This window comes from Undibacterium sp. TJN19 (genome assembly GCF_049339485.1).
Classification (GTDB): domain Bacteria; phylum Pseudomonadota; class Gammaproteobacteria; order Burkholderiales; family Burkholderiaceae_D; genus Undibacterium.
Genome location: NZ_JBMPPL010000006.1, coordinates 131,373 through 148,206, shown reverse-complemented (window position 1 = coordinate 148,206; position 16,834 = coordinate 131,373). Strand labels below are relative to the sequence as shown.

The 16,834-nt window shown below is 47.8% G+C and carries 20 protein-coding genes; 5 read left to right on the top strand and 15 right to left on the bottom strand.

Translation table 11 applies throughout. From position 1 onward, the window contains the following. Positions 1 to 25 precede the first annotated feature (25 nt). The 7 genes from ACO0LH_RS17415 to ACO0LH_RS17385 all read right to left on the bottom strand — a co-directional run bounded on the left by ACO0LH_RS17415 (position 26) and on the right by ACO0LH_RS17385 (position 6,207). Positions 26 to 298, bottom strand: a complete 273-nt coding sequence (locus ACO0LH_RS17415) for a hypothetical protein (RefSeq protein ID WP_422942392.1) — start codon at positions 296 to 298, stop codon at positions 26 to 28. Positions 299 to 566: 268 nt separating this feature from the next. Continuing rightward, entirely contained in the window at positions 567 to 1,394 is an 828-nt protein-coding gene (locus tag ACO0LH_RS17410) for an SAM-dependent methyltransferase (protein ID WP_422942391.1), read from the bottom strand. 151 nt (positions 1,395 to 1,545) lie between these two features. After that, the gene (locus tag ACO0LH_RS17405) at positions 1,546 to 1,791 is read right to left on the bottom strand and encodes a hypothetical protein (RefSeq protein ID WP_422942390.1); all 246 of its coding nucleotides are present in this window, start codon (positions 1,789 to 1,791) and stop codon (positions 1,546 to 1,548) included. A 230-nt stretch (positions 1,792 to 2,021) separates the two neighbouring features. After that, positions 2,022 to 2,294 carry a hypothetical protein gene (locus ACO0LH_RS17400; RefSeq protein WP_422942389.1) on the bottom strand — a complete coding sequence of 91 codons (273 nt, stop codon included), beginning with the start codon at positions 2,292 to 2,294 and terminating at the stop codon, positions 2,022 to 2,024. Between the two features lie 115 nt (positions 2,295 to 2,409). Beyond that, positions 2,410 to 4,158, bottom strand: a complete 1,749-nt coding sequence (locus ACO0LH_RS17395; protein WP_422942388.1) for a tetratricopeptide repeat-containing diguanylate cyclase — start codon at positions 4,156 to 4,158, stop codon at positions 2,410 to 2,412. 21 nt (positions 4,159 to 4,179) lie between these two features. After that, a complete protein-coding gene (locus tag ACO0LH_RS17390) occupies positions 4,180 to 4,395 on the bottom strand; it encodes a hypothetical protein (protein WP_422942387.1) in 216 nt (71 codons plus the stop codon). A 102-nt stretch (positions 4,396 to 4,497) separates the two neighbouring features. Next, positions 4,498 to 6,207 (bottom strand): M14 family zinc carboxypeptidase, encoded by a 1,710-nt coding sequence (locus ACO0LH_RS17385; protein ID WP_422942386.1) that lies wholly within the window; start codon positions 6,205 to 6,207, stop codon positions 4,498 to 4,500. Between the two features lie 135 nt (positions 6,208 to 6,342). Between ACO0LH_RS17385 and ACO0LH_RS17380 the strand changes: the two genes are divergently transcribed. Then, a complete protein-coding gene (locus tag ACO0LH_RS17380) occupies positions 6,343 to 7,455 on the top strand; it encodes a threonine aldolase family protein (RefSeq protein WP_422942385.1) in 1,113 nt (370 codons plus the stop codon). Between the two features lie 29 nt (positions 7,456 to 7,484). Here ACO0LH_RS17380 and ACO0LH_RS17375 read toward each other — a convergent pair whose 3' ends face one another. Both ACO0LH_RS17375 and ACO0LH_RS17370 read right to left on the bottom strand, forming a co-directional pair. Continuing rightward, positions 7,485 to 7,955, bottom strand: coding sequence for an SRPBCC family protein (locus ACO0LH_RS17375; protein ID WP_422942384.1), 471 nt, complete (start codon positions 7,953 to 7,955; stop codon positions 7,485 to 7,487). A gap of 39 nt (positions 7,956 to 7,994) precedes the next feature. Next, on the bottom strand, positions 7,995 to 8,822 hold the full coding sequence (locus tag ACO0LH_RS17370) for an AraC family transcriptional regulator (RefSeq protein ID WP_422942383.1): 828 nt from the start codon (positions 8,820 to 8,822) through the stop codon (positions 7,995 to 7,997). 75 nt (positions 8,823 to 8,897) lie between these two features. Here ACO0LH_RS17370 and ACO0LH_RS17365 point away from each other — a divergent pair, with 75 nt between their 5' ends. Then, on the top strand, positions 8,898 to 9,176 hold the full coding sequence (locus ACO0LH_RS17365; RefSeq protein WP_422942382.1) for a hypothetical protein: 279 nt from the start codon (positions 8,898 to 8,900) through the stop codon (positions 9,174 to 9,176). On the opposite strand, the gene ACO0LH_RS17360 is transcribed toward ACO0LH_RS17365, so the two are convergent. Genes ACO0LH_RS17360 through ACO0LH_RS17335 form a run of 6 tightly spaced genes read right to left on the bottom strand, consistent with a single transcriptional unit; the run spans position 9,173 to position 14,951 of the window. After that, the gene (locus tag ACO0LH_RS17360; protein ID WP_422942381.1) at positions 9,173 to 10,507 is read right to left on the bottom strand and encodes a TAXI family TRAP transporter solute-binding subunit; all 1,335 of its coding nucleotides are present in this window, start codon (positions 10,505 to 10,507) and stop codon (positions 9,173 to 9,175) included. The two genes, ACO0LH_RS17365 and ACO0LH_RS17360, sit on opposite strands and share 4 nt — an antisense overlap. A gap of 5 nt (positions 10,508 to 10,512) precedes the next feature. Then, a complete protein-coding gene (locus ACO0LH_RS17355; protein ID WP_422942380.1) occupies positions 10,513 to 11,319 on the bottom strand; it encodes a competence/damage-inducible protein A in 807 nt (268 codons plus the stop codon). Positions 11,320 to 11,343: 24 nt separating this feature from the next. After that, positions 11,344 to 12,186, bottom strand: coding sequence for an EI24 domain-containing protein (locus ACO0LH_RS17350; protein WP_422942379.1), 843 nt, complete (start codon positions 12,184 to 12,186; stop codon positions 11,344 to 11,346). Then, complete coding sequence (locus ACO0LH_RS17345; protein ID WP_422942378.1) at positions 12,183 to 13,163, bottom strand: sterol desaturase family protein; 981 nt, start codon at positions 13,161 to 13,163, stop codon at positions 12,183 to 12,185. Before ACO0LH_RS17345 ends, ACO0LH_RS17350 begins: the two co-directional genes overlap by 4 nt. After that, complete coding sequence (locus tag ACO0LH_RS17340) at positions 13,163 to 13,921, bottom strand: polysaccharide deacetylase family protein (protein WP_422942572.1); 759 nt, start codon at positions 13,919 to 13,921, stop codon at positions 13,163 to 13,165. Before ACO0LH_RS17340 ends, ACO0LH_RS17345 begins: the two co-directional genes overlap by 1 nt. A 55-nt stretch (positions 13,922 to 13,976) precedes the next feature. Beyond that, on the bottom strand, positions 13,977 to 14,951 hold the full coding sequence (locus ACO0LH_RS17335) for a cytochrome D1 domain-containing protein (RefSeq protein WP_422942377.1): 975 nt from the start codon (positions 14,949 to 14,951) through the stop codon (positions 13,977 to 13,979). A gap of 410 nt (positions 14,952 to 15,361) precedes the next feature. Here ACO0LH_RS17335 and ACO0LH_RS17330 point away from each other — a divergent pair, with 410 nt between their 5' ends. The 3 genes from ACO0LH_RS17330 (at position 15,362) to ACO0LH_RS17320 (ending at position 16,755) form a co-directional block, all read left to right on the top strand. Then, entirely contained in the window at positions 15,362 to 15,718 is a 357-nt protein-coding gene (locus ACO0LH_RS17330; protein ID WP_422942376.1) for an FKBP-type peptidyl-prolyl cis-trans isomerase, read from the top strand. 9 nt (positions 15,719 to 15,727) lie between these two features. Further along, the gene (locus ACO0LH_RS17325; protein ID WP_422942571.1) at positions 15,728 to 16,156 is read left to right on the top strand and encodes a fosfomycin resistance glutathione transferase; all 429 of its coding nucleotides are present in this window, start codon (positions 15,728 to 15,730) and stop codon (positions 16,154 to 16,156) included. A 77-nt stretch (positions 16,157 to 16,233) separates the two neighbouring features. Continuing rightward, the gene (locus tag ACO0LH_RS17320; RefSeq protein WP_422942375.1) at positions 16,234 to 16,755 is read left to right on the top strand and encodes a DUF4410 domain-containing protein; all 522 of its coding nucleotides are present in this window, start codon (positions 16,234 to 16,236) and stop codon (positions 16,753 to 16,755) included. Positions 16,756 to 16,834: the final 79 nt, after the last annotated feature.

The window sequence follows — 16,834 nt, the reverse complement described above, 5'->3', positions numbered from 1 at the left end:
CAACAACTTAAATCAATTTATGAAATTAAACGGCAAGCGCTTCTTCGTCTTTATGCTTCAAGCATGCGGTTTCAGAATCAAGACTAAAAGGAGTTTCAATTGTATCGATTGCATCAAAATCTCTAAAGGGAATATCTAAGAATGCAGCGACCCCTTGCCTACCCTCACCAAATAAAGCAGTTTGTTCTTTTTCAGATAAACCAAATTCTGTTGCGGCTTTGAGCGGATCGCTTTTATGCGCTTGGATAAGAACAGCATTTGTGTCTAGTGCATTCAGATAATCTAAGAGCTTGGACATACTTTTCTCCTTGGTTGACAAAACTATCGGGATCATCCCAAAGATGATTTTATGTCATTTCTCAAACAGGAATAAGTATTTTTTCCACAGCTTCTAAATCAAGGACGCAATTTAACATTAACAATTTAACACCATCTATGTTGTCTATTTTAGATAACACAGAACAAAAACTGCTATGACAGCCTCAACCCTGAAATTACCATATGAAAATATCCTGCTAGTTGAAGTTTTATCCAATTAGCATACAAGCATTTAATATGCATGATCTTCAGGCAGCCGCACGCAATTTCGTCAGTGATGCAGTAATAGCATTGATCTGATCAATAATTGCCTGATCTCGTTCCAGGGTCTTTGCAGGTGGTATTACCAGTGTGGTAATTTGTCTTAATTTTGCCTGAGGCAAGTCGCCAAGACGAATTTTATCTATGCGTGTTTTTTCCAGCGGATCAGTGGCAGCTTCATAGAGAATGACTTCGTGATCAAGCGGATAGGTTAAAGCGAGCTTGTTGACCAGCACCTGCAAATATTCTTCATTGGTCTCCAAAACCTTCAGTGCCAGTTCACCAGCAATACCAGGCTGCCATAAGACCAGTAAGGTGGTTGGATCTATCATTCTTTGATAAATCATGAATTGGGTCGATTCCATAGACTGCATGCCGTAACTACCGGGGTCTATGCCCAGATCCGCTACCAGGCAATCCAGCGCAGAGATGCCCGGCTCCATATGAGCGTCATAACCTTCCGCCCTGGCATCGGCAATCGCCATATGTGAAATACAAGCGAAAATACCGGGATGTCCATAAAAAGCAGCACAAACCCGTTTCCCCGAACGCATTTCAGACAATATCGTATCGGCCATGCGCCTGTAGGTATCGCGCCGGTTTTTGCCGTCAATTTTCATATCCTCATAATAACTATTGAGACAAATGTATTCCTTGGACACATCCATGACCCATTTGCGCGTAAAGATATGCGGAATTGCAGCGACAACAACATCAAAAGACTCAATATAACTTCTTGCTATAGGGGTCAATTGCCCTCCCATACGCATGCCAGTGCCAACACATACAAGCGAACCTTTGTTTAAATTTGTCATGAGTAACAGGAATTAAGGTAAGGAAGGAGTTACAACAAAAAACCGAAAAAAAATTAGAATTATTCCAAACACAGCTTTAATTTTACTAAGCAAGATCGCTTGTTTAGTTCAATTTTCACACATGATTAATTACTTATTTTCCAACGAAATTTTAAGCAGTTACGGCATCTTTTTCTGATTGACTGAATAGAGTCTCAACAGAATCAATTGCATCAAAGTCTCTAAACGGCAAATCCAGGAAAGCAGAAATTTTCTGCTTATCGCAACCAGCGACTGCCAACTGCTCTTCGACTAAAAGCCCGTATTCTTTCGCAGCTCTGACGGGATCACTTTTATGCGCGTGAATAAGAGCAGCATTCGTGTCTAGTGCATTCAGATAATCTAATAGCTTGGACATACTTTTCTCCTTGGCTAGCACAACTTTCGGGTATAACCGAAGATAATTTTATGTCATTTTTTACATCGAAACAAATATTTCTTTCGCAACTAATTCAACCAATAAATGTAACTTAATAACAATTATTAAGCTGGGTTACATCGCAAAATAAAGAAAGGGGCCAAGCAAACATTTATTACTTGGCACACACGCCTATCATTAATAAGCAATTCAAACACTATGCAAAAGATTTATGCGGCAAAAGCTTCTTCTCTTGTGTCAGCATTTTCATGATCTATTTCCCAAGACCTAAAGCCGATTTCAGTCGTATCAAGTGAGTCAAAATCTGCGAACGGGATATCGAGAAAAGCAGCAATTTGTTGCCGACTTTGTTTTAACAAGACGGCTTGTTCTTCAATAGTCAAACCAAATTCTTTTGCAGCTTTGTATGGATCACTTTTGTGCGCTTGGATAAGAACAGCATTTGTGTCTAGTGCATTCAGATAATCTAATAGCTTGGACATACTTTTCTCCTAAATTGGCAAAACGCTCGGAATAATACCGAACTTAATTTTATGCCATTTTTACAACACTGGTAAATATTTTTTTATTAACTATTTTGTAGGAGAACTGCTCGCCTTAGCGGAAAACATTAACACAATTTCTACCCTCTGCCTTGGAACTGTATAAAGCCTTGTCAGCAGCTTCCAAGGTGGCATCAAAGGTTGTCAGGCCACTGCTATCGACGGTGGCAACACCAAAACTTGCAGATAGTGGGAAGCGATAGCCACTGGGTTCGGTATCTATCATGGCAATTGCCATGCGGCAGCGTTCTGCGAGTTGCAATGCCGTGGCCTGATTAGAGTCTGGCATGCAAATGCCAAACTCTTCGCCGCCCAGGCGACCAAATAAATCAACTTTACGCAAATGAGTTTTTACTGTCTCACAAACATTCTTGAGCACCCAATCGCCCGTTGCATGCCCAAAAGAATCATTAATATTCTTAAACAAATCCATATCAAAAAGGATGATACTCATGCTGCCGGTACGCATTTTGAACGCCTCATTGGCACACGTCATGAAATGCATGCGATTGGCAGCCTGGGTTAAACCATCTGTCTGGGAATATTGACGGAACTGATTTTTCTGTTGCAGGGTCTTGATCAACCAGAGCGTTAATAGAACAAGGATGATGGCGACCAAGGCAATGGCAAGCCATAAATTCTGATTATTCTTTTTTTCCAGCTCACGCTCAACTGCCAAGATCTTGTTTTTCTGTTCTAGCAGACTGAGTTGATTTGCTTTGTCTTGGGTGTCAAATTTCACCCGCTGATAAGCGAGATTTCTATGAAGTTGATCGTCCAAAACTCGATTCTTTAACGCAAGTGCCGCATCAAAATATTCCAGCGCGATGGGAAATTGGCCTTGCGCGCGTTTTATACCAGCCATCGACTCGGCGGTTTTTTCCATTAACTGAACTGCATTGCCCGACTTTGCATGATGATAAGCCTGAAGACCATAGCGCTCTGCTTGTTCCAAATTACCCGTTTGGAGAAACGCTCGCGCAATCGCTTCTTCCAACATCGTCAAATAATCCGAGCTTTGATTCAATTTTGAAAATTCAACTAAAAGAGCTAAGCCTGCTCCCTTGCCTTGGTGGTAATTTCCTGAATCAATGAGATCAATACAAGCCAAAACTTGAAGCAATAATGAGAAAAATTTTCTACCATGTGCCTCACAAATATTAATTGCTTCAGGCAAAAGTGATCTCGCTCGCTGGCGCTCACCTTTTAAAAAATTGATTTCAACTAGGTTACCAGTGCCTATGCATTTTGAACCGCTTTTTTCTACTTCGCCTTCTAACGCCAGCATTCGCTCTGAATAAACTAATGCTTCGTCATACGCACGTAAGGAATTGAGCAAAGTTATGGCAGCTTGCAAAGTGTCTACTTTCGCATTCTGGTTTGTGAGTTTTGGTAAAAGTATGACACTCTCATTTATCGCTGCAAGTGCCTTTTCATATTCACCAAGTGCGGTGTAACCAGAAGACAACTGATAAAGATAACGAACCCGATAATCAGGATCTCTCACCAGATTCAAGCGAGACTCAACTAACTCTACCCTTTCCTTATGTCTGCCCTTAAAGCCATAAGAGGAAGCCAAGAATAAATAATAACGATTCCGCTGTGCTTCGGTAAATGTGGGTTCTAACTGACTTAACTTTGACAAGGTCTCAGGCTGACCTTCTGGAGCACTTCGGATTGTCTGTGCCATTTGAGATAGCAAGTCATCTATTTGAGAGTCACTTGCATAGGCTGCATCAAATAAGCATAGTCCACAAACAAGCAAAAGGGTTGAGAAAATCTTTTGCTTGAAAGCTGACGTCATCACTTATACCAGACTAGTTTATTAGTAGACTGATTCTGTTGTATCCAACGCAGGAACCTCTTCAGCAGAAATTCCCAACAAACCAGCTACAGCTTCTTTGTCTCCCGACAAAACAGCAGCTTGTTCATCGTCAGAAAGGCCAAACCCGCCCATTGCAGCTTTTGCACCGCTCTTGTGTGCGGCAAGTGCCGTGGCATCAGTATCAAGGGCATTCAAGTAATCAAGCAATTTAGACATAATTATTCACCTTTCAGTTAACTTCAGAGGATTGAAAAACCTACGTAATACAAGAAAAGATTCTATTATGATTCTGTAATAAGTTGTAACAAATTTAAAAGATTAAGAGATAAGTCGCAACACGGGATAACGACGCCATTCCGGTTCTTTAAAGCGCTGGCAGGCGCTGAATATAAAATCCAGTACCGCTTGCTGATTGCCAAGTAAATCCGGGTGTGTATGCTTCCATGCTTCAAAGGCCTTTTTTACTTCAGGCTCTGCTGCCAATATCTCACTGGCGGTGTCTTCAAATACATAATCTGAATAAGCTTCTTTCTTTTCCAGTACGCTGTTAAAAAATCCCCAGCGGAAGAAACTGTCGTGTGCCTGTGGCTCCAGGGTTTCCACGATATAGCGCGCCTGGGGCTGATCCAGCGGAATCAGGTAATCGCCTGCCCTGACTTCCAGGGTTTCGTTGTAGCCTTGCAGTTGCACATCATCGTGAAACATATGCCCTTCGTATGCATGCGGGCGTGATTCTACTGATTTGATCCGGTAAACCTCGGCTTGCAACTGGGTATCCTGTTCCAGCCTGTGCATTTGCACGCCATTCCATTGCAGGCGTTCAATCACCGTCCGCCAGGCTTGCGGTAACAGATAAGCCTTGGGTTGCTGCACGAGGGTATCGGGTACAAACCGGTCAAAATAGGCAATCGGCTTTTCCCATGGCTGGCTGCGATCATAAGACAGGCGCGTGTAATTTCCCAATATACTGGGCTTGTACACGGCCTGATAGCCCTTGAACAGGAAACTGGAAGGCTCACTATGATCAACCGACCAGTGCACGGCCACTTGCTGATTGCTGGTTGCAGCCTGTCTTGCTTCAGCACGCAGGCTTTGTATCTGTGCTGCATGTTTGACGGTAAATGCCAGGACACTTTCGACCAAAGCACGCATGGATGCATAACGATCTGCAAAAGGCTTGAGCATATGCGTTTCAGGCATGAAGCCGATGGTGTGGTGCAGCGCTGCATAGCCGGTAGAGAAACGCGGGGTTTCCAGAAAATCTTCTATGCCATGATCGGGGCTGTCTTTAACGGGATTCACATACGGGCAGGTTGGCCAACCGCGTTCCTGCATGTCCTGATAGATGGCAGGCAGCATGTCATTGCGCAAGAATGGACCCAGGCCATAACCCAGTTTGTCTGCCTGGGTTTGTATCAGGGTCATGGTGTAATGGTAGTCGGCACCATTGGAAGTATGGGTATCGACCATGACGTCCGGGCTCCATTCGCTGAAAAAGCGGTTGAATACCTGGGCATTTTCGCTGTCGCATTTGATGAAATCACGGTTCAGGTCAAGATGCAGGCTATTGCCGCGAAAGCCGAATTGTTCCGGCCCATCCTGATTGACGCGCGACGTATTCTGACGATTCAGGCAGCCATCAGCGTTATAGACGGGAATGAACAGGAAAACTGTCTTGCCCAGGGCCTGCAGACGTTCTGGCTGGATACAAAAATCGCGTACCAGCGCCATGCAGGCATCAATACCTTCAGGCTCGCCAGGGTGAATGCCGTTATTATTAAAAAAAACCGGACGTTGCTCGCGCTTGAGTTGTGCCTGCTCAAATACGCCATCCGCAGTGACGATACCTGCGTGAATGGGGCGACCGCTATCAGAGACGCCAATTTGCCTGAACTGCAAAATACCTGGGAAATCTGCCACCAGTTGCTGATAAAACGAGATGCAGGCTTCCCAGCTTGTGGTCTGGTTTTGATTGCCCGCCTCGTAAGGCGTGACATAACTGGCAGTGCTGGCGAATTTTGCAGACATATGATGCACAGGATGGAGTAAACGATGACACTGATTTTAGCGCACAAGCAAGGTATGCGGCATGGCATACTGATGCCTGATCGAAACAAATTTGTATAAACCCTGATACAGACCCTTTATTTGCCGGAGTATCTTGTGACTGATCCTGAAATATTGACCTTGCGCCTGAGTTGTCATACCACCCTGCCCGGCCATAAAGCAGTGAGCCCCGCAGAAACCTTTAGTCGCATGGCCAGTTGGTGCGAGCGTCATCAGGTGCAGCACGATACCTATGGCGAAGGTGAACTGGTACAGGCGTTTGAGCAAAAAATTGCTGCCCTGCTAGATATGGAATCCGCCTTGTTTTGCGTGACAGGCACCATGGCACAGGTCACTGCGTTAAGACTGGCATGCGAAGAAAGGGGAAGCCAGTTGGTTGGCCTGCACCCGACTTCCCATATTTTGCTTCATGAAAAAAATAACTTTCAATTACTTGGGCATTTCACAGCCCTGCAAATTGGCAATCCGCATCGCCCATGGTCGGTAAAAGATTTGCAGGCCGTTCCGGAAAAACTGGCAGCCGCCCAATATGAACTGCCGATGCGCGAAATTGGCGGGCAATTACCCCCTTGGGAAGAACTGGAAGCCATAAAGACGTATTGCCAGCAGCAAGACATCCATCTGCATATGGATGGCGCCCGCCTGTGGGAAGCTGCCACAGGCTATGGCCGCAACCTGGCAGATGTCGCAAAGGGTTTTGATACTGCTTATGTTTCCTTTTACAAAGGCATAGGCGGCCTGGGTGGCGCGATGTTACTGGGCAGCGCCGAGTTTATTGCAAAAGCTAAAGTATGGATGCACAGGCAAGGTGGCAGTGTATTTCGCCGCAGTCCGTATGTAGTGGCCACCGCCATGCAATTTGATGAACGCCTGGCAAGCATGCCAGCCTGTTTTACACGCACACAAGAACTGTACAGATTGCTGGCCAGTTATCCACAATTCAAGACAAACCCGGCGGCACCACAATCGAATATGCTGCATCTTCATTTACCCACAGATAAAGACAGCGCGATCGCCATCCGTAACCGTATTGCAAAAAATCATGGTATCTGGCTGTTCGGCAATGCCGTTCATACTGCCTTGCCAGGTCAATGCATGTTTGAATGGTATGTCGGTGACCAGATGTTATCGCTGGATGACGATGCCGTGCGTCAGGCACTGGATTTGTTGGCGGCAGAGATCAGCAATAGCCAAAACACCACGCAATAGATTTTCAAAGCGCCATAACGCCAGGGATATTATTGTGTTGCTGCGGTTAACACCACTTGACTATGGTGTTCAGCATAGGCCGTCAGGGCCACGATGCGCTTATCGGTTACGCGCTTGAACTGAAAGCAAAGTATCGGCGTCAGCAACCATGAAAGCCATCTTGGCCTGGCAGTAATGTTGTATGAAAAACGTACGCGTGTCAGACCGGCAGACAATTCCTTGAACTGCCAGCCACCTGCAAATTTATCAAAAATATAGGGGCCCTTCACCATCTTTACCGCAGCAACTTCATTGGGTTGATAAGACACGTAGACGATGTCCATGGAAAAGCCAATGCCGTCTATGCAGCGCGCGGTTTCACCAACACCGGCAACTTTGGCATTCATCAGAAAGGATTCTTTGGTGAAGGTGTCCCACTTCGCCCTTTGTGTATAGTCCTGCGTCAGATCAAACAGATACCTGGCATCGGCACGCACTTCGAATTCATGATGTATGAGCATGTTGGCCTCTAATTTAATTCAATGATTTTATTTTTGATTTCATTTCTTTGACAAAGTATCTGCCTGGCTGACATCCCCCGGCGCAACAAACAAACTCGGCGGCACACCCAATTGGCGCTTGAACATCGCAATAAAGGCGCTCAGGCTGTCATAGCCCAGCTCGATGGCGATGGTAGTTACCGGGGTGCCGGTTGTCAGCATTTCTATCGCGCGCATCAGTCTGGCGCGCTGTCGCCACTCAGAAAAACTGAGCCCTGTCTCTTGTGCAAAACGTCGTATCAGCGTGCGTTGTGCAATGCCTGCCCAGTCAGCCCATTCTTGCAAAGAACGCTGGTCACCAGGGTCATTCAAAATCTGGGTAGTAATTTTTAATATTCGCTTGTCCGAAGGCAGCGCCAGCACAAATGCCTGTCGCGGCAAGGTCTGGACTTCATCAAGAATAACCGCCAGCACACGCTCTTGTGTCTCATTGAGCGTCGTTGAAACCGCCCAGGTCGCCGCCCGTAAAACCGCTTCGCGCAACAAGCCTGAGACTGGCATGATTTGTGGTTCTGCTGGCAAGCTGGTACAACTGTCCGGTGCGACATAGATACTCCAGCCGCTGAACTGGCCGCGTGAAAGCATCGCATGCAGGTTCATCGGAGGCAGCCAGATAGCATAACCCGGTGGCACCACCAGATGCTGTTGTTCTGTCGTCAATGTCATTACGCCAGCGGTGGCTGCCAGCAATTGCCCACGCTGATGAGAATGAGCGGGTGTAGCACGGGCTTGCGACATCGCAGTAACGGCAAAGAGAATCGATCCCCCGGCCTGGTCTGCACGAACAGGATCGATCAAGGATGGGGGTGTGGCCTCAGTGCGATACATGTTGGCATTATATAGCAAGCCACCTGAGCGCAAAAACCGCATCATGATGACTCTACTCACTACGAAAGAATCAAAATGAAAGCAGAAGACATCCTCCCGGACAATATCAACATCGCCAATTTTGCAGGCATGCAAATCAGAAAAGGGACAGTGGCTGCATTTATCGCCAATGCGCGAATCCACCTCGCCCCCTCCAGCACAATGGAAGAACGGCAATTTGCCCAAACTGATATGTTTGAAGCCTTGCCTGCATTGCAAGCCATCGGTGTATTGGATATATTTAAGATTGCCGACGCTGGCCTGCGCAAACTGGTTGATGAGCACCTGCTTGCGTCATCTGGCAATCAGACTTAAGGCTTTGCGCTCTGGCTCATGGCTTCCACCCTTGCGCGGACAAAATTAATATGGCTGCGCAAGCCATACAACTCTTCGGCATAAGAAAGCGGGATGGTGATGCGATTGACTTTTTCTTCGATCTCATCGAGATGGCGCAACTGTTTTTCTGCGACGCTGGCACGTTCGTCAGCCGAAATATTCTCTATCGCCTGTTCAACCAGACGCAGCTGTCCATACCAGCGATAAATCCTTGAACGGATGCGCCATACGTACAATGGCGGAATAATCTTGGACAGGGGCAGCAGCAATGCCCCTAAAGCCACCAGCACCACCCACATGCGTTCAAAGAAATTAGCTATCCAGAATGTCAGGTAGCGTTGCAACATGGGTGGGCCATTTTTATAGAATTTTTCTGCCTCGCGTGCGACCGGTATTTCAGTATATTTGTCCGAGGGGAACTCGCCCTGGCGACTGAACCAGTCCGCCCCGCTATGTATTTTATGTGCTGCCTGCAATAACAGGCCTATCAGGGCCGGATGCAGGCTTTCGTGCGCCACCAGGGTGGCGGTTGGAGCGATCAGGTGATAATCGCGGGAAGGGATATCACGCCCTATATCAACAATGCCACGTGGTAAAACCACATGCGATAAAAACGGGAAACGCCTGGTATAGGCTTCTGCCTGAACAAAATCAAACAAGCGAATATCTGGCGTTTGCAGCAGCATCTGTACCAGTGGCGAATCGCTGGCAGAACTAAAGATGAGTACGTCGACCTTGCCATCCAGCAAAGCCATCGTGCCTGGCGTGTCAGCCAGTTTTTCCAGCTTCACATCGCTTTCTGACATGCTGTTAACACTCAATATCTGGCGGAACAGGCGCGCCACACCAGTACCATCTGGCCCTACATTGACCGTCTTGCCCTTAAACTGGCTGATGGTGCTGACTTCTTTGGGGCTGCGGTAAAACACCCAGATCGGCTCATAAAACAGGCTGCCCAGCGAGATCAGACCTTTTTCCTGTGCCTCAGTCTCTTCAGCAGAACCGCTACGCACAAAGCCGACTTCAATTTCGGAATCAGGATCACTGATGCGGGCCAGATTTTCTTCTGAGCCCTGCGAGCTTTGCGCCCGCAATTCAATCTGGTTCTTTGCCAGTTCTTTCGCATACAGTTTTGCAAAACGGGCATAGGAACTATTGTCTTGCCCGGTCGACATATCCACAGTACGTGATGGAGCCGGGTCAACCAGCCAGTAACCAAGCCCACAGACAATAATGATCATCAGGGTCACCGGGCCAAACGCGACCAGCAGGTCGCGTAAGGAGAACAAGGTGAATTTAAATTTCTGCATAGCGCTCAGGCTACGATGCCGGCACCAGGAATGGGGACATATTCAGCCTGTAACTGCTGCAAGCCTTCCAGCATTTTTTCATAGGCTATATCCACTTGCTGCGCATCGCCCTTGACACCCAGTTCTATATGGCGGCGCTCGGTAGCACTGCCCACGCTGGGCAAACTGAACACCTTGATCAGGGGGTAAGCCGCTTCCAGCTCTTCCATCAATGGGGTGACGACAGATTCAGCAGTTTCATACACCAGGACTGATTTCTCAAACTGCTCGGCTTGATGAAATAAATGCGAAAAATAAGTATCAAGCACCCATTCCAGCATGGGCCAGGCCATGACAGGAAAACCCGGTACAAAAAAATGGTTGCGGATAGAAAAACCGGCAATCTTGTTGAACGGGTTGGGGATCAAATCTGCACCTTGCGGGAATTCGCCCATTTTCAGGCGGTGCTGATGATCAGGTGTATCCAGGTCAGCCACTTCGCCTTTCTCTTTGGCGATATCGATGATGCGCTCCTGTATCAATAGCTTGGCACCAGGATGCAAGACAATAGGCAAACCGAGCGCAGCAGCGGCGCACTGGCGGGTATGATCATCCGGCGTGGCACCAATGCCACCTGTAGAAAACACGATATCGCCACTGGCAAAACTACGCTGCAAGGTGGCAGTAATACGGTCGCGGTTATCGCCTATGTATTCTACCCAGTCCAGTTGCATGCCACGTGCTTTAAGCATGGCGATAACCTTGGGCATGTGTTTGTCTTCACGTTTGCCGGACAAAATTTCATCACCAACAATGATCAAGCCTATTGCCACAATTCACTCCTCGTTATGGATTGCTTACTGATTACCATGGATTGCTGATGCTTGATATGAGTTGGCGGCTGCCTCACGCTGCCTCTGCAAAGCCTCAAGGCAATAATGCTGGAACCATAAACCTGTAAACACAAACACCAGCACATATACCCAGATCGCCACACTGGCCAGCACTGGTAAAAACAATACCGACAAAACACCACCCAGCCACAAAAGACCAGGCGCAGCGCCGAACAGACCAGCGATGATCCCTATCAATAGCAATGATAAGCGATGTTGGCTGACAAGCTGAAGGCGCTCTTCTTCATCGGCATGCTGTGCCAGCGCATCATAGACCATCACGCGATAAGTCAGCCAGCCCCATAAAAAGGGTTGCAGGAACAGGCTCAGGGGCGGCAACAAGGCCAGAGGCAAGGTAATCAACCATACCAGGGCAAAAATACCGAAAGAAGACAATGAATGCCAGAGACTGCCAAAAAGGGAACCGCCATTTTTCTGTTCCAGCTGCGGATAATGGCGCGCGCCCACATGCTTGCTGATAGCAGGCATGGCAAACAAGCCTATACATACCAGCGAGGTGAACACCATCAGGGGCAATAGCACCCACATTGCCAGAAACGGCACGATAACGGCTTTGAATGCGATCAGGCCAACAAAGCTCAAGACCCCACTGACAGCCTGGTAGCCATCATGCTCATTGAACCAGGTCTGGATGAAATCGATCAGGCTTTGCAAGCCCCACCACATCGCCACACCCCAGAGTACGAATGCCGCCAGGAATGGCAAGAAAGTCAGCAACAGCATGCGGTAATGCAATTGCCCTGCTACCGCCCTGCCCCATGCCCGCATGACTGCACCCATATTCATTGCTGCCCTCTCTTGTCCAGACCAAACAGGCGTTTCAAGCCCAGCCATTGCTGTGACCAGAAACCCTCGCCATAGTTGCGTCCATTCCCTTCCGGTGCGGGTAACTGGTCACGTATGCCAGTCAGTGCAAATTCCTTGCTGAACAGGGCTGTGCCAAACAAGATATCCCAGATGGTGAACAGCACGGCAAAATTGTGGCCGCCCAGCGTGCCCTTGCCATGGGTTTCATGGCCTATACCGATGGCGTGATGGGTGCGATGATAACGCGGCGACACCAGTATGTATTCACCTATGCGGCCAAAATGAATGCGTGCATTTGCGTGCTGGAGGCTTTGCAGCATTTGCGATGCCATCACCAGCATCACATATTGCCCAGGCTCGACACCTATCGCCAGGGCAATCAGCCCCATATAGATATCGCGCAGGAAATCGTCGAGCAGGTGATTCCTGTTATCGCTCCATAAATTCATGTCGCGCTGGCTATGGTGCAGGCTGTGCAGGGCCCACCACCAGTTGAACTGATGTTCGGCACGGTGATACCAGTAATCAAAGAAATCAAGTACAACCAGGTAAGTCAAAAACAGCAGCACCGGATTTTCCAGAAAACCCGGCCAGATGTTTTCCAGATTGAATGGGTTGACCCCCTGCAAATGCAAAATGGCGGTCAGTTGATCCAGCAAGGGATCAAGCACAAAGAATATCAATATCGAAAACGCACCCAGTCTGTGCAAGGCTGTGTAGATAAAATCATTCCACCTGGCATAACGGTTTTTCAGCGGGTGCACAGGTACCCAGGCTTCCAGCGGGCGCAGGATGATAAATAAGATCGTCAATTGCAGGACACCGAGCATGAACCATTCGACGCCTTCAAATGCGTCTTCCACAAACTCACCCAGCCCCAGATAAAACATGGCAGGCTGCACTATCGTTTCAAAAATCCATGCTTGCAGATTTGTGAACAGATCAGAAATAGTCATTATTTTTTCAGTTGAGTTGATGTTTGATAAGCAGGATGCTCACGTAGCGTAGCAAAACAAAAGGATTTCTGCTCAAGCCCCTGAATCAATGCTTCCAGGTTTGCTGGTGCCCAGGCCTGTTTGCGTGACCAGATGCCCATATGGGCAACAAAGATATCACCATCCTTGAGCTGAGTCAGCGCACGTTGCAATAGCATGAGGTTGCTGAATTTTTCGCTAGGCAATTCATCCCCCGAAAAACCCGCAGGTGACCACCCCACGTGCTGGTAACCACAAGCTTCACCAGCTTTTAATAAGGCCGGCGTCAGCTTGCCACCAGGCGCACGCCAGTAAGGATCAAGCTTTTTACCTGTCAGCTCAAAAAACCGTTGATCAACGCGGCGCAGTTCCTGGCAATATTGCTGGGCTGTCCAGTTCAGTGTCTTGCCCGCCTGTGCGCCAAACTGCGGTTTGACGGCAATGCGCCCGTCGGGCAAATCACCAACTACATAGACATGATCGAAAGTATGCGTGCCAAAGGCATGGCCTTCATTTGCCAGGCTTTTCCAGTAAGCAGACCAGCTCATATCCAGCGAATAATCGCCATTGACGGTTTTTTCATTGGCCAGAAAGAATGTGGCCTTGATCTGGTGGCGACGCAAAGTCGCGGCAATCAACTCTGCCTGCGACTGGCTGCCGGTATCAAACGTCAGGTAAATGCTGCCTTTGCAAACGCCCCCTGCAACCGGGGCAGCAAGAACCGGCTGCGCAAACTGCATTGCCAGCAGCACAGGCACGATGCGCGCCAGGCGGGGTCGCAGAGGCGCAGCCAATTTACATATTGGGCGCACGATTGGCAAAGTAGACACCATGAGGGGAACGTCCAACCGGTATCATTTTGATGACTTTGCGCGTAGGGATATCAATGACAGCCACTTTTTTGATCCAACGCAGTGTTGTCCACAGGGTTTTGCCATCAGCACTGACTTCCATGCAGTCCGGGCCACCGGGAACGGGAATTGTCCCTACCATTTCCAGGGTTTGCTGATCCAGGATATTGATTTCATTGGATGTGCGATTGGATACAAACAAATGGCGCTTATCGCCCAAGGCGCGGAAATTATGGGTGCCCTCGCCCGCCTTGATCTTTTTGACGGTCTTTTGGGTGCGCCAGTCAATGACCTCGACATAGTTGCTACCCATGATACCGACGAGCAGGTATTTGTCGTCAGGTGTCATGGTAATGCCTGCTGGCAATTTACCAACAGGAATAGTCCATTTGATCTTCTGGGTTGCCAGGTCAATCGCTGAAATCTGGTCGCTGCCCTGTTGGGTAATGAAAACCGTGGTACTGGCTGCATCAAAAGCCATGTGACTTGGCAACTTGGCCAGGGGTACGCGCTGGGCCAGGGTCATTTCTTTGCCATCGTATTTATAAAAATCGACACGATCCAGGCGCAGGGAATTCGAGACAAACCACTTCTGATCAGGTGAAAAACCTATCTGGTAAGGATCGGCAATATCTTTCATGCGGCGCTGTATTTCACCCGTTTTAGGGTCAAGAAACACCAGCTCATTGCCAACTGCATTCGCCACGATCAAGGATTTGTTGTCCGGCGTTGCCATCAGGTGATGGGGCTCTTTGCCAACCGGAAAGGTGCTGAGTTCTTTATAACTGGTCTGATCAAGCAAGCTTACCGTCGCATCGCGCGAGTTTAATACCACCACGACATTGGTCTGGGCAGAAACGGCTGAAAAACTTGAAAGTAAATAAAACGCCAGAGACGACAGCAAAAAACGACTACGCATGAAAGAAGACCGCAAAAAAATGAATCAAGCACGCATTTTACAGCGCATGACAATAAGCAAAGGACTTTCCTTGCATTGTTTTTACGCTTTTTAGCAGAATTTGCGCAAAATCAAGCATGGAAAGCTGGCTCAACAGCCAACAATTGTACAGCGACTGAGCATGGCGGTTTTTTTTGTTCTACAATTGCGCCAACTTTTTCGAAGAAGGGTGGCACTTCCCGCAGTCAATTGTGTTTTCATATGGGAATTTATTGCCATATTTCAACTATATAGCGATTGTGAACAAGGATCGCCTGCCCAGACCGAAATCGCCTGAAAACGCCTTCGCAAGCCCTGGCTTGACAACGAAAAGCGCAAAATGAACGAAGGGTGTGAAAACCGCCCGCTAAATGCCAGATAAAGGAAAAATGATGAGCACAACTACTACCGTCAGTGGCTTGCAATACGAAGATAAAGTCGTTGGTGAAGGCGCAGAAGCGCAAGCAGGCAACCACGTTGTCGTGCATTACACTGGTTGGTTGCAAAACCCCGATGGCAGCGCTGGCAAGAAATTTGATTCCAGCAAAGACCGTAACGATCCGTTTTCTTTCCCATTGGGCGCTGGTCATGTGATCAAAGGCTGGGATGAAGGCGTGCAAGGCATGAAAATCGGCGGTACCCGTATTTTGACTATTCCATCCAGCCTGGGTTATGGCCCGCGTGGTGCAGGCGGTGTCATTCCAGGCAATGCAACACTGATATTTGAAGTGGAATTGCTGGGCGTATAATTGTCTGACTTGGATGCCCATCCATCATACAGCGTCACAGGTGTCAACCACCTGACGCTGTCAGTATCGGATCTGGAACGTTCTTTTCGCTTTTATGTGAACGTTCTGGGTCTGAAACCTGTTGCCGAATGGCAAAATGGCGCCTACTTGCAAGCCGGCAATGACTGGATTTGCCTGTCATTAGATAAGAATTGCCGCACCACTACCCCTGCCGAATATACGCATAGCGCGTTTTCTGTCACACCTGAAGCTTTTGCCGGTTTTGTACAAAAAGCTGTCTTTGGTGAAATCAAACTGTGGAAAATCAATAAAAGCGAAGGCGATTCGCTGTATCTGCTTGACCCGGATGGACACAAGCTGGAATTGCATGTCGGTGATTTGCAAACACGGATGAACAGCTTAAAACTTAATCCATACCAAGGATTAATTATTTTTTAAATATGTTGTAAAGACAAGTGCTTTCGAGTCTAATGGCGGGCCGTAATTTCACGGTCAACAATTATTAAAGGAAGTTCATGTTCGCTCGCCTCATAGTTACAAGTCTGATTGCATTTTCCCTGGTAGGCTGCGCATCTGGCGTCAAGCACGCAGATATAAGCAACAAGCAATATCTGTCAAACCGCCCGGCAAAATCGATTTCTATTTCCTTGTCTGATGATGCGAAGAAGCAAGTCAGCGACAATTTGAAATTTGATCAGAACGCTCTGGTCGATAACGTAAAACGAGCAATGTCCTCACAAAACCTGTTGAGTGAAAATAATCCTGAGGCAACGAACACTGTTGAAATTTTGGTAAAAGATTTTCGTGTGCGTTCCGCTTTTACGGCCATCATGTTCGGTTTTATGGCTGGCAATGACCATATCGTCGGTGATGTTATTTTGAAAGACGCGACAGGCAAGGAAATCAATCGCTTCGAAATCAGCGCTTCTTATGCGCTGGGTGGCCTTGCAGGTGGTCAGGACGGAATGCGCCTGAGCTGGTTATATGAAAAATTTGCTGAATTAACTGTAGAACACCTGCGCGGCAAGAAAGTGTAATCAAACTTGGCGCGGTTCGCTAAATTGACAATAAAAACGCCCCGTATGCATGGCAACTCGGGAGCGTTTTCTATTGAAG

Coding starts and splice junctions, on each gene's coding strand:
- ACO0LH_RS17375 (WP_422942384.1), bottom strand. CDS start 7,955: ATGCTCATACATCATGAATTCGAAGTGCGTGCCGATGCCAGGTATCTG.
- ACO0LH_RS17350 (WP_422942379.1), bottom strand. CDS start 12,186: ATGAATATGGGTGCAGTCATGCGGGCATGGGGCAGGGCGGTAGCAGGG.
- ACO0LH_RS17405 (WP_422942390.1), bottom strand. CDS start 1,791: ATGTCCAAGCTATTAGATTATCTGAATGCACTAGACACGAATGCTGCT.
- ACO0LH_RS17370 (WP_422942383.1), bottom strand. CDS start 8,822: ATGTATCGCACTGAGGCCACACCCCCATCCTTGATCGATCCTGTTCGT.
- ACO0LH_RS17365 (WP_422942382.1), top strand. CDS start 8,898: ATGAAAGCAGAAGACATCCTCCCGGACAATATCAACATCGCCAATTTT.
- ACO0LH_RS17320 (WP_422942375.1), top strand. CDS start 16,234: ATGTTCGCTCGCCTCATAGTTACAAGTCTGATTGCATTTTCCCTGGTA.
- ACO0LH_RS17415 (WP_422942392.1), bottom strand. CDS start 298: ATGTCCAAGCTCTTAGATTATCTGAATGCACTAGACACAAATGCTGTT.
- ACO0LH_RS17345 (WP_422942378.1), bottom strand. CDS start 13,163: ATGACTATTTCTGATCTGTTCACAAATCTGCAAGCATGGATTTTTGAA.
- ACO0LH_RS17410 (WP_422942391.1), bottom strand. CDS start 1,394: ATGACAAATTTAAACAAAGGTTCGCTTGTATGTGTTGGCACTGGCATG.
- ACO0LH_RS17395 (WP_422942388.1), bottom strand. CDS start 4,158: ATGACGTCAGCTTTCAAGCAAAAGATTTTCTCAACCCTTTTGCTTGTT.
- ACO0LH_RS17360 (WP_422942381.1), bottom strand. CDS start 10,507: ATGCAGAAATTTAAATTCACCTTGTTCTCCTTACGCGACCTGCTGGTC.
- ACO0LH_RS17330 (WP_422942376.1), top strand. CDS start 15,362: ATGAGCACAACTACTACCGTCAGTGGCTTGCAATACGAAGATAAAGTC.
- ACO0LH_RS17335 (WP_422942377.1), bottom strand. CDS start 14,951: ATGCGTAGTCGTTTTTTGCTGTCGTCTCTGGCGTTTTATTTACTTTCA.
- ACO0LH_RS17390 (WP_422942387.1), bottom strand. CDS start 4,395: ATGTCTAAATTGCTTGATTACTTGAATGCCCTTGATACTGATGCCACG.
- ACO0LH_RS17400 (WP_422942389.1), bottom strand. CDS start 2,294: ATGTCCAAGCTATTAGATTATCTGAATGCACTAGACACAAATGCTGTT.
- ACO0LH_RS17385 (WP_422942386.1), bottom strand. CDS start 6,207: ATGTCTGCAAAATTCGCCAGCACTGCCAGTTATGTCACGCCTTACGAG.
- ACO0LH_RS17340 (WP_422942572.1), bottom strand. CDS start 13,921: ATGCAGTTTGCGCAGCCGGTTCTTGCTGCCCCGGTTGCAGGGGGCGTT.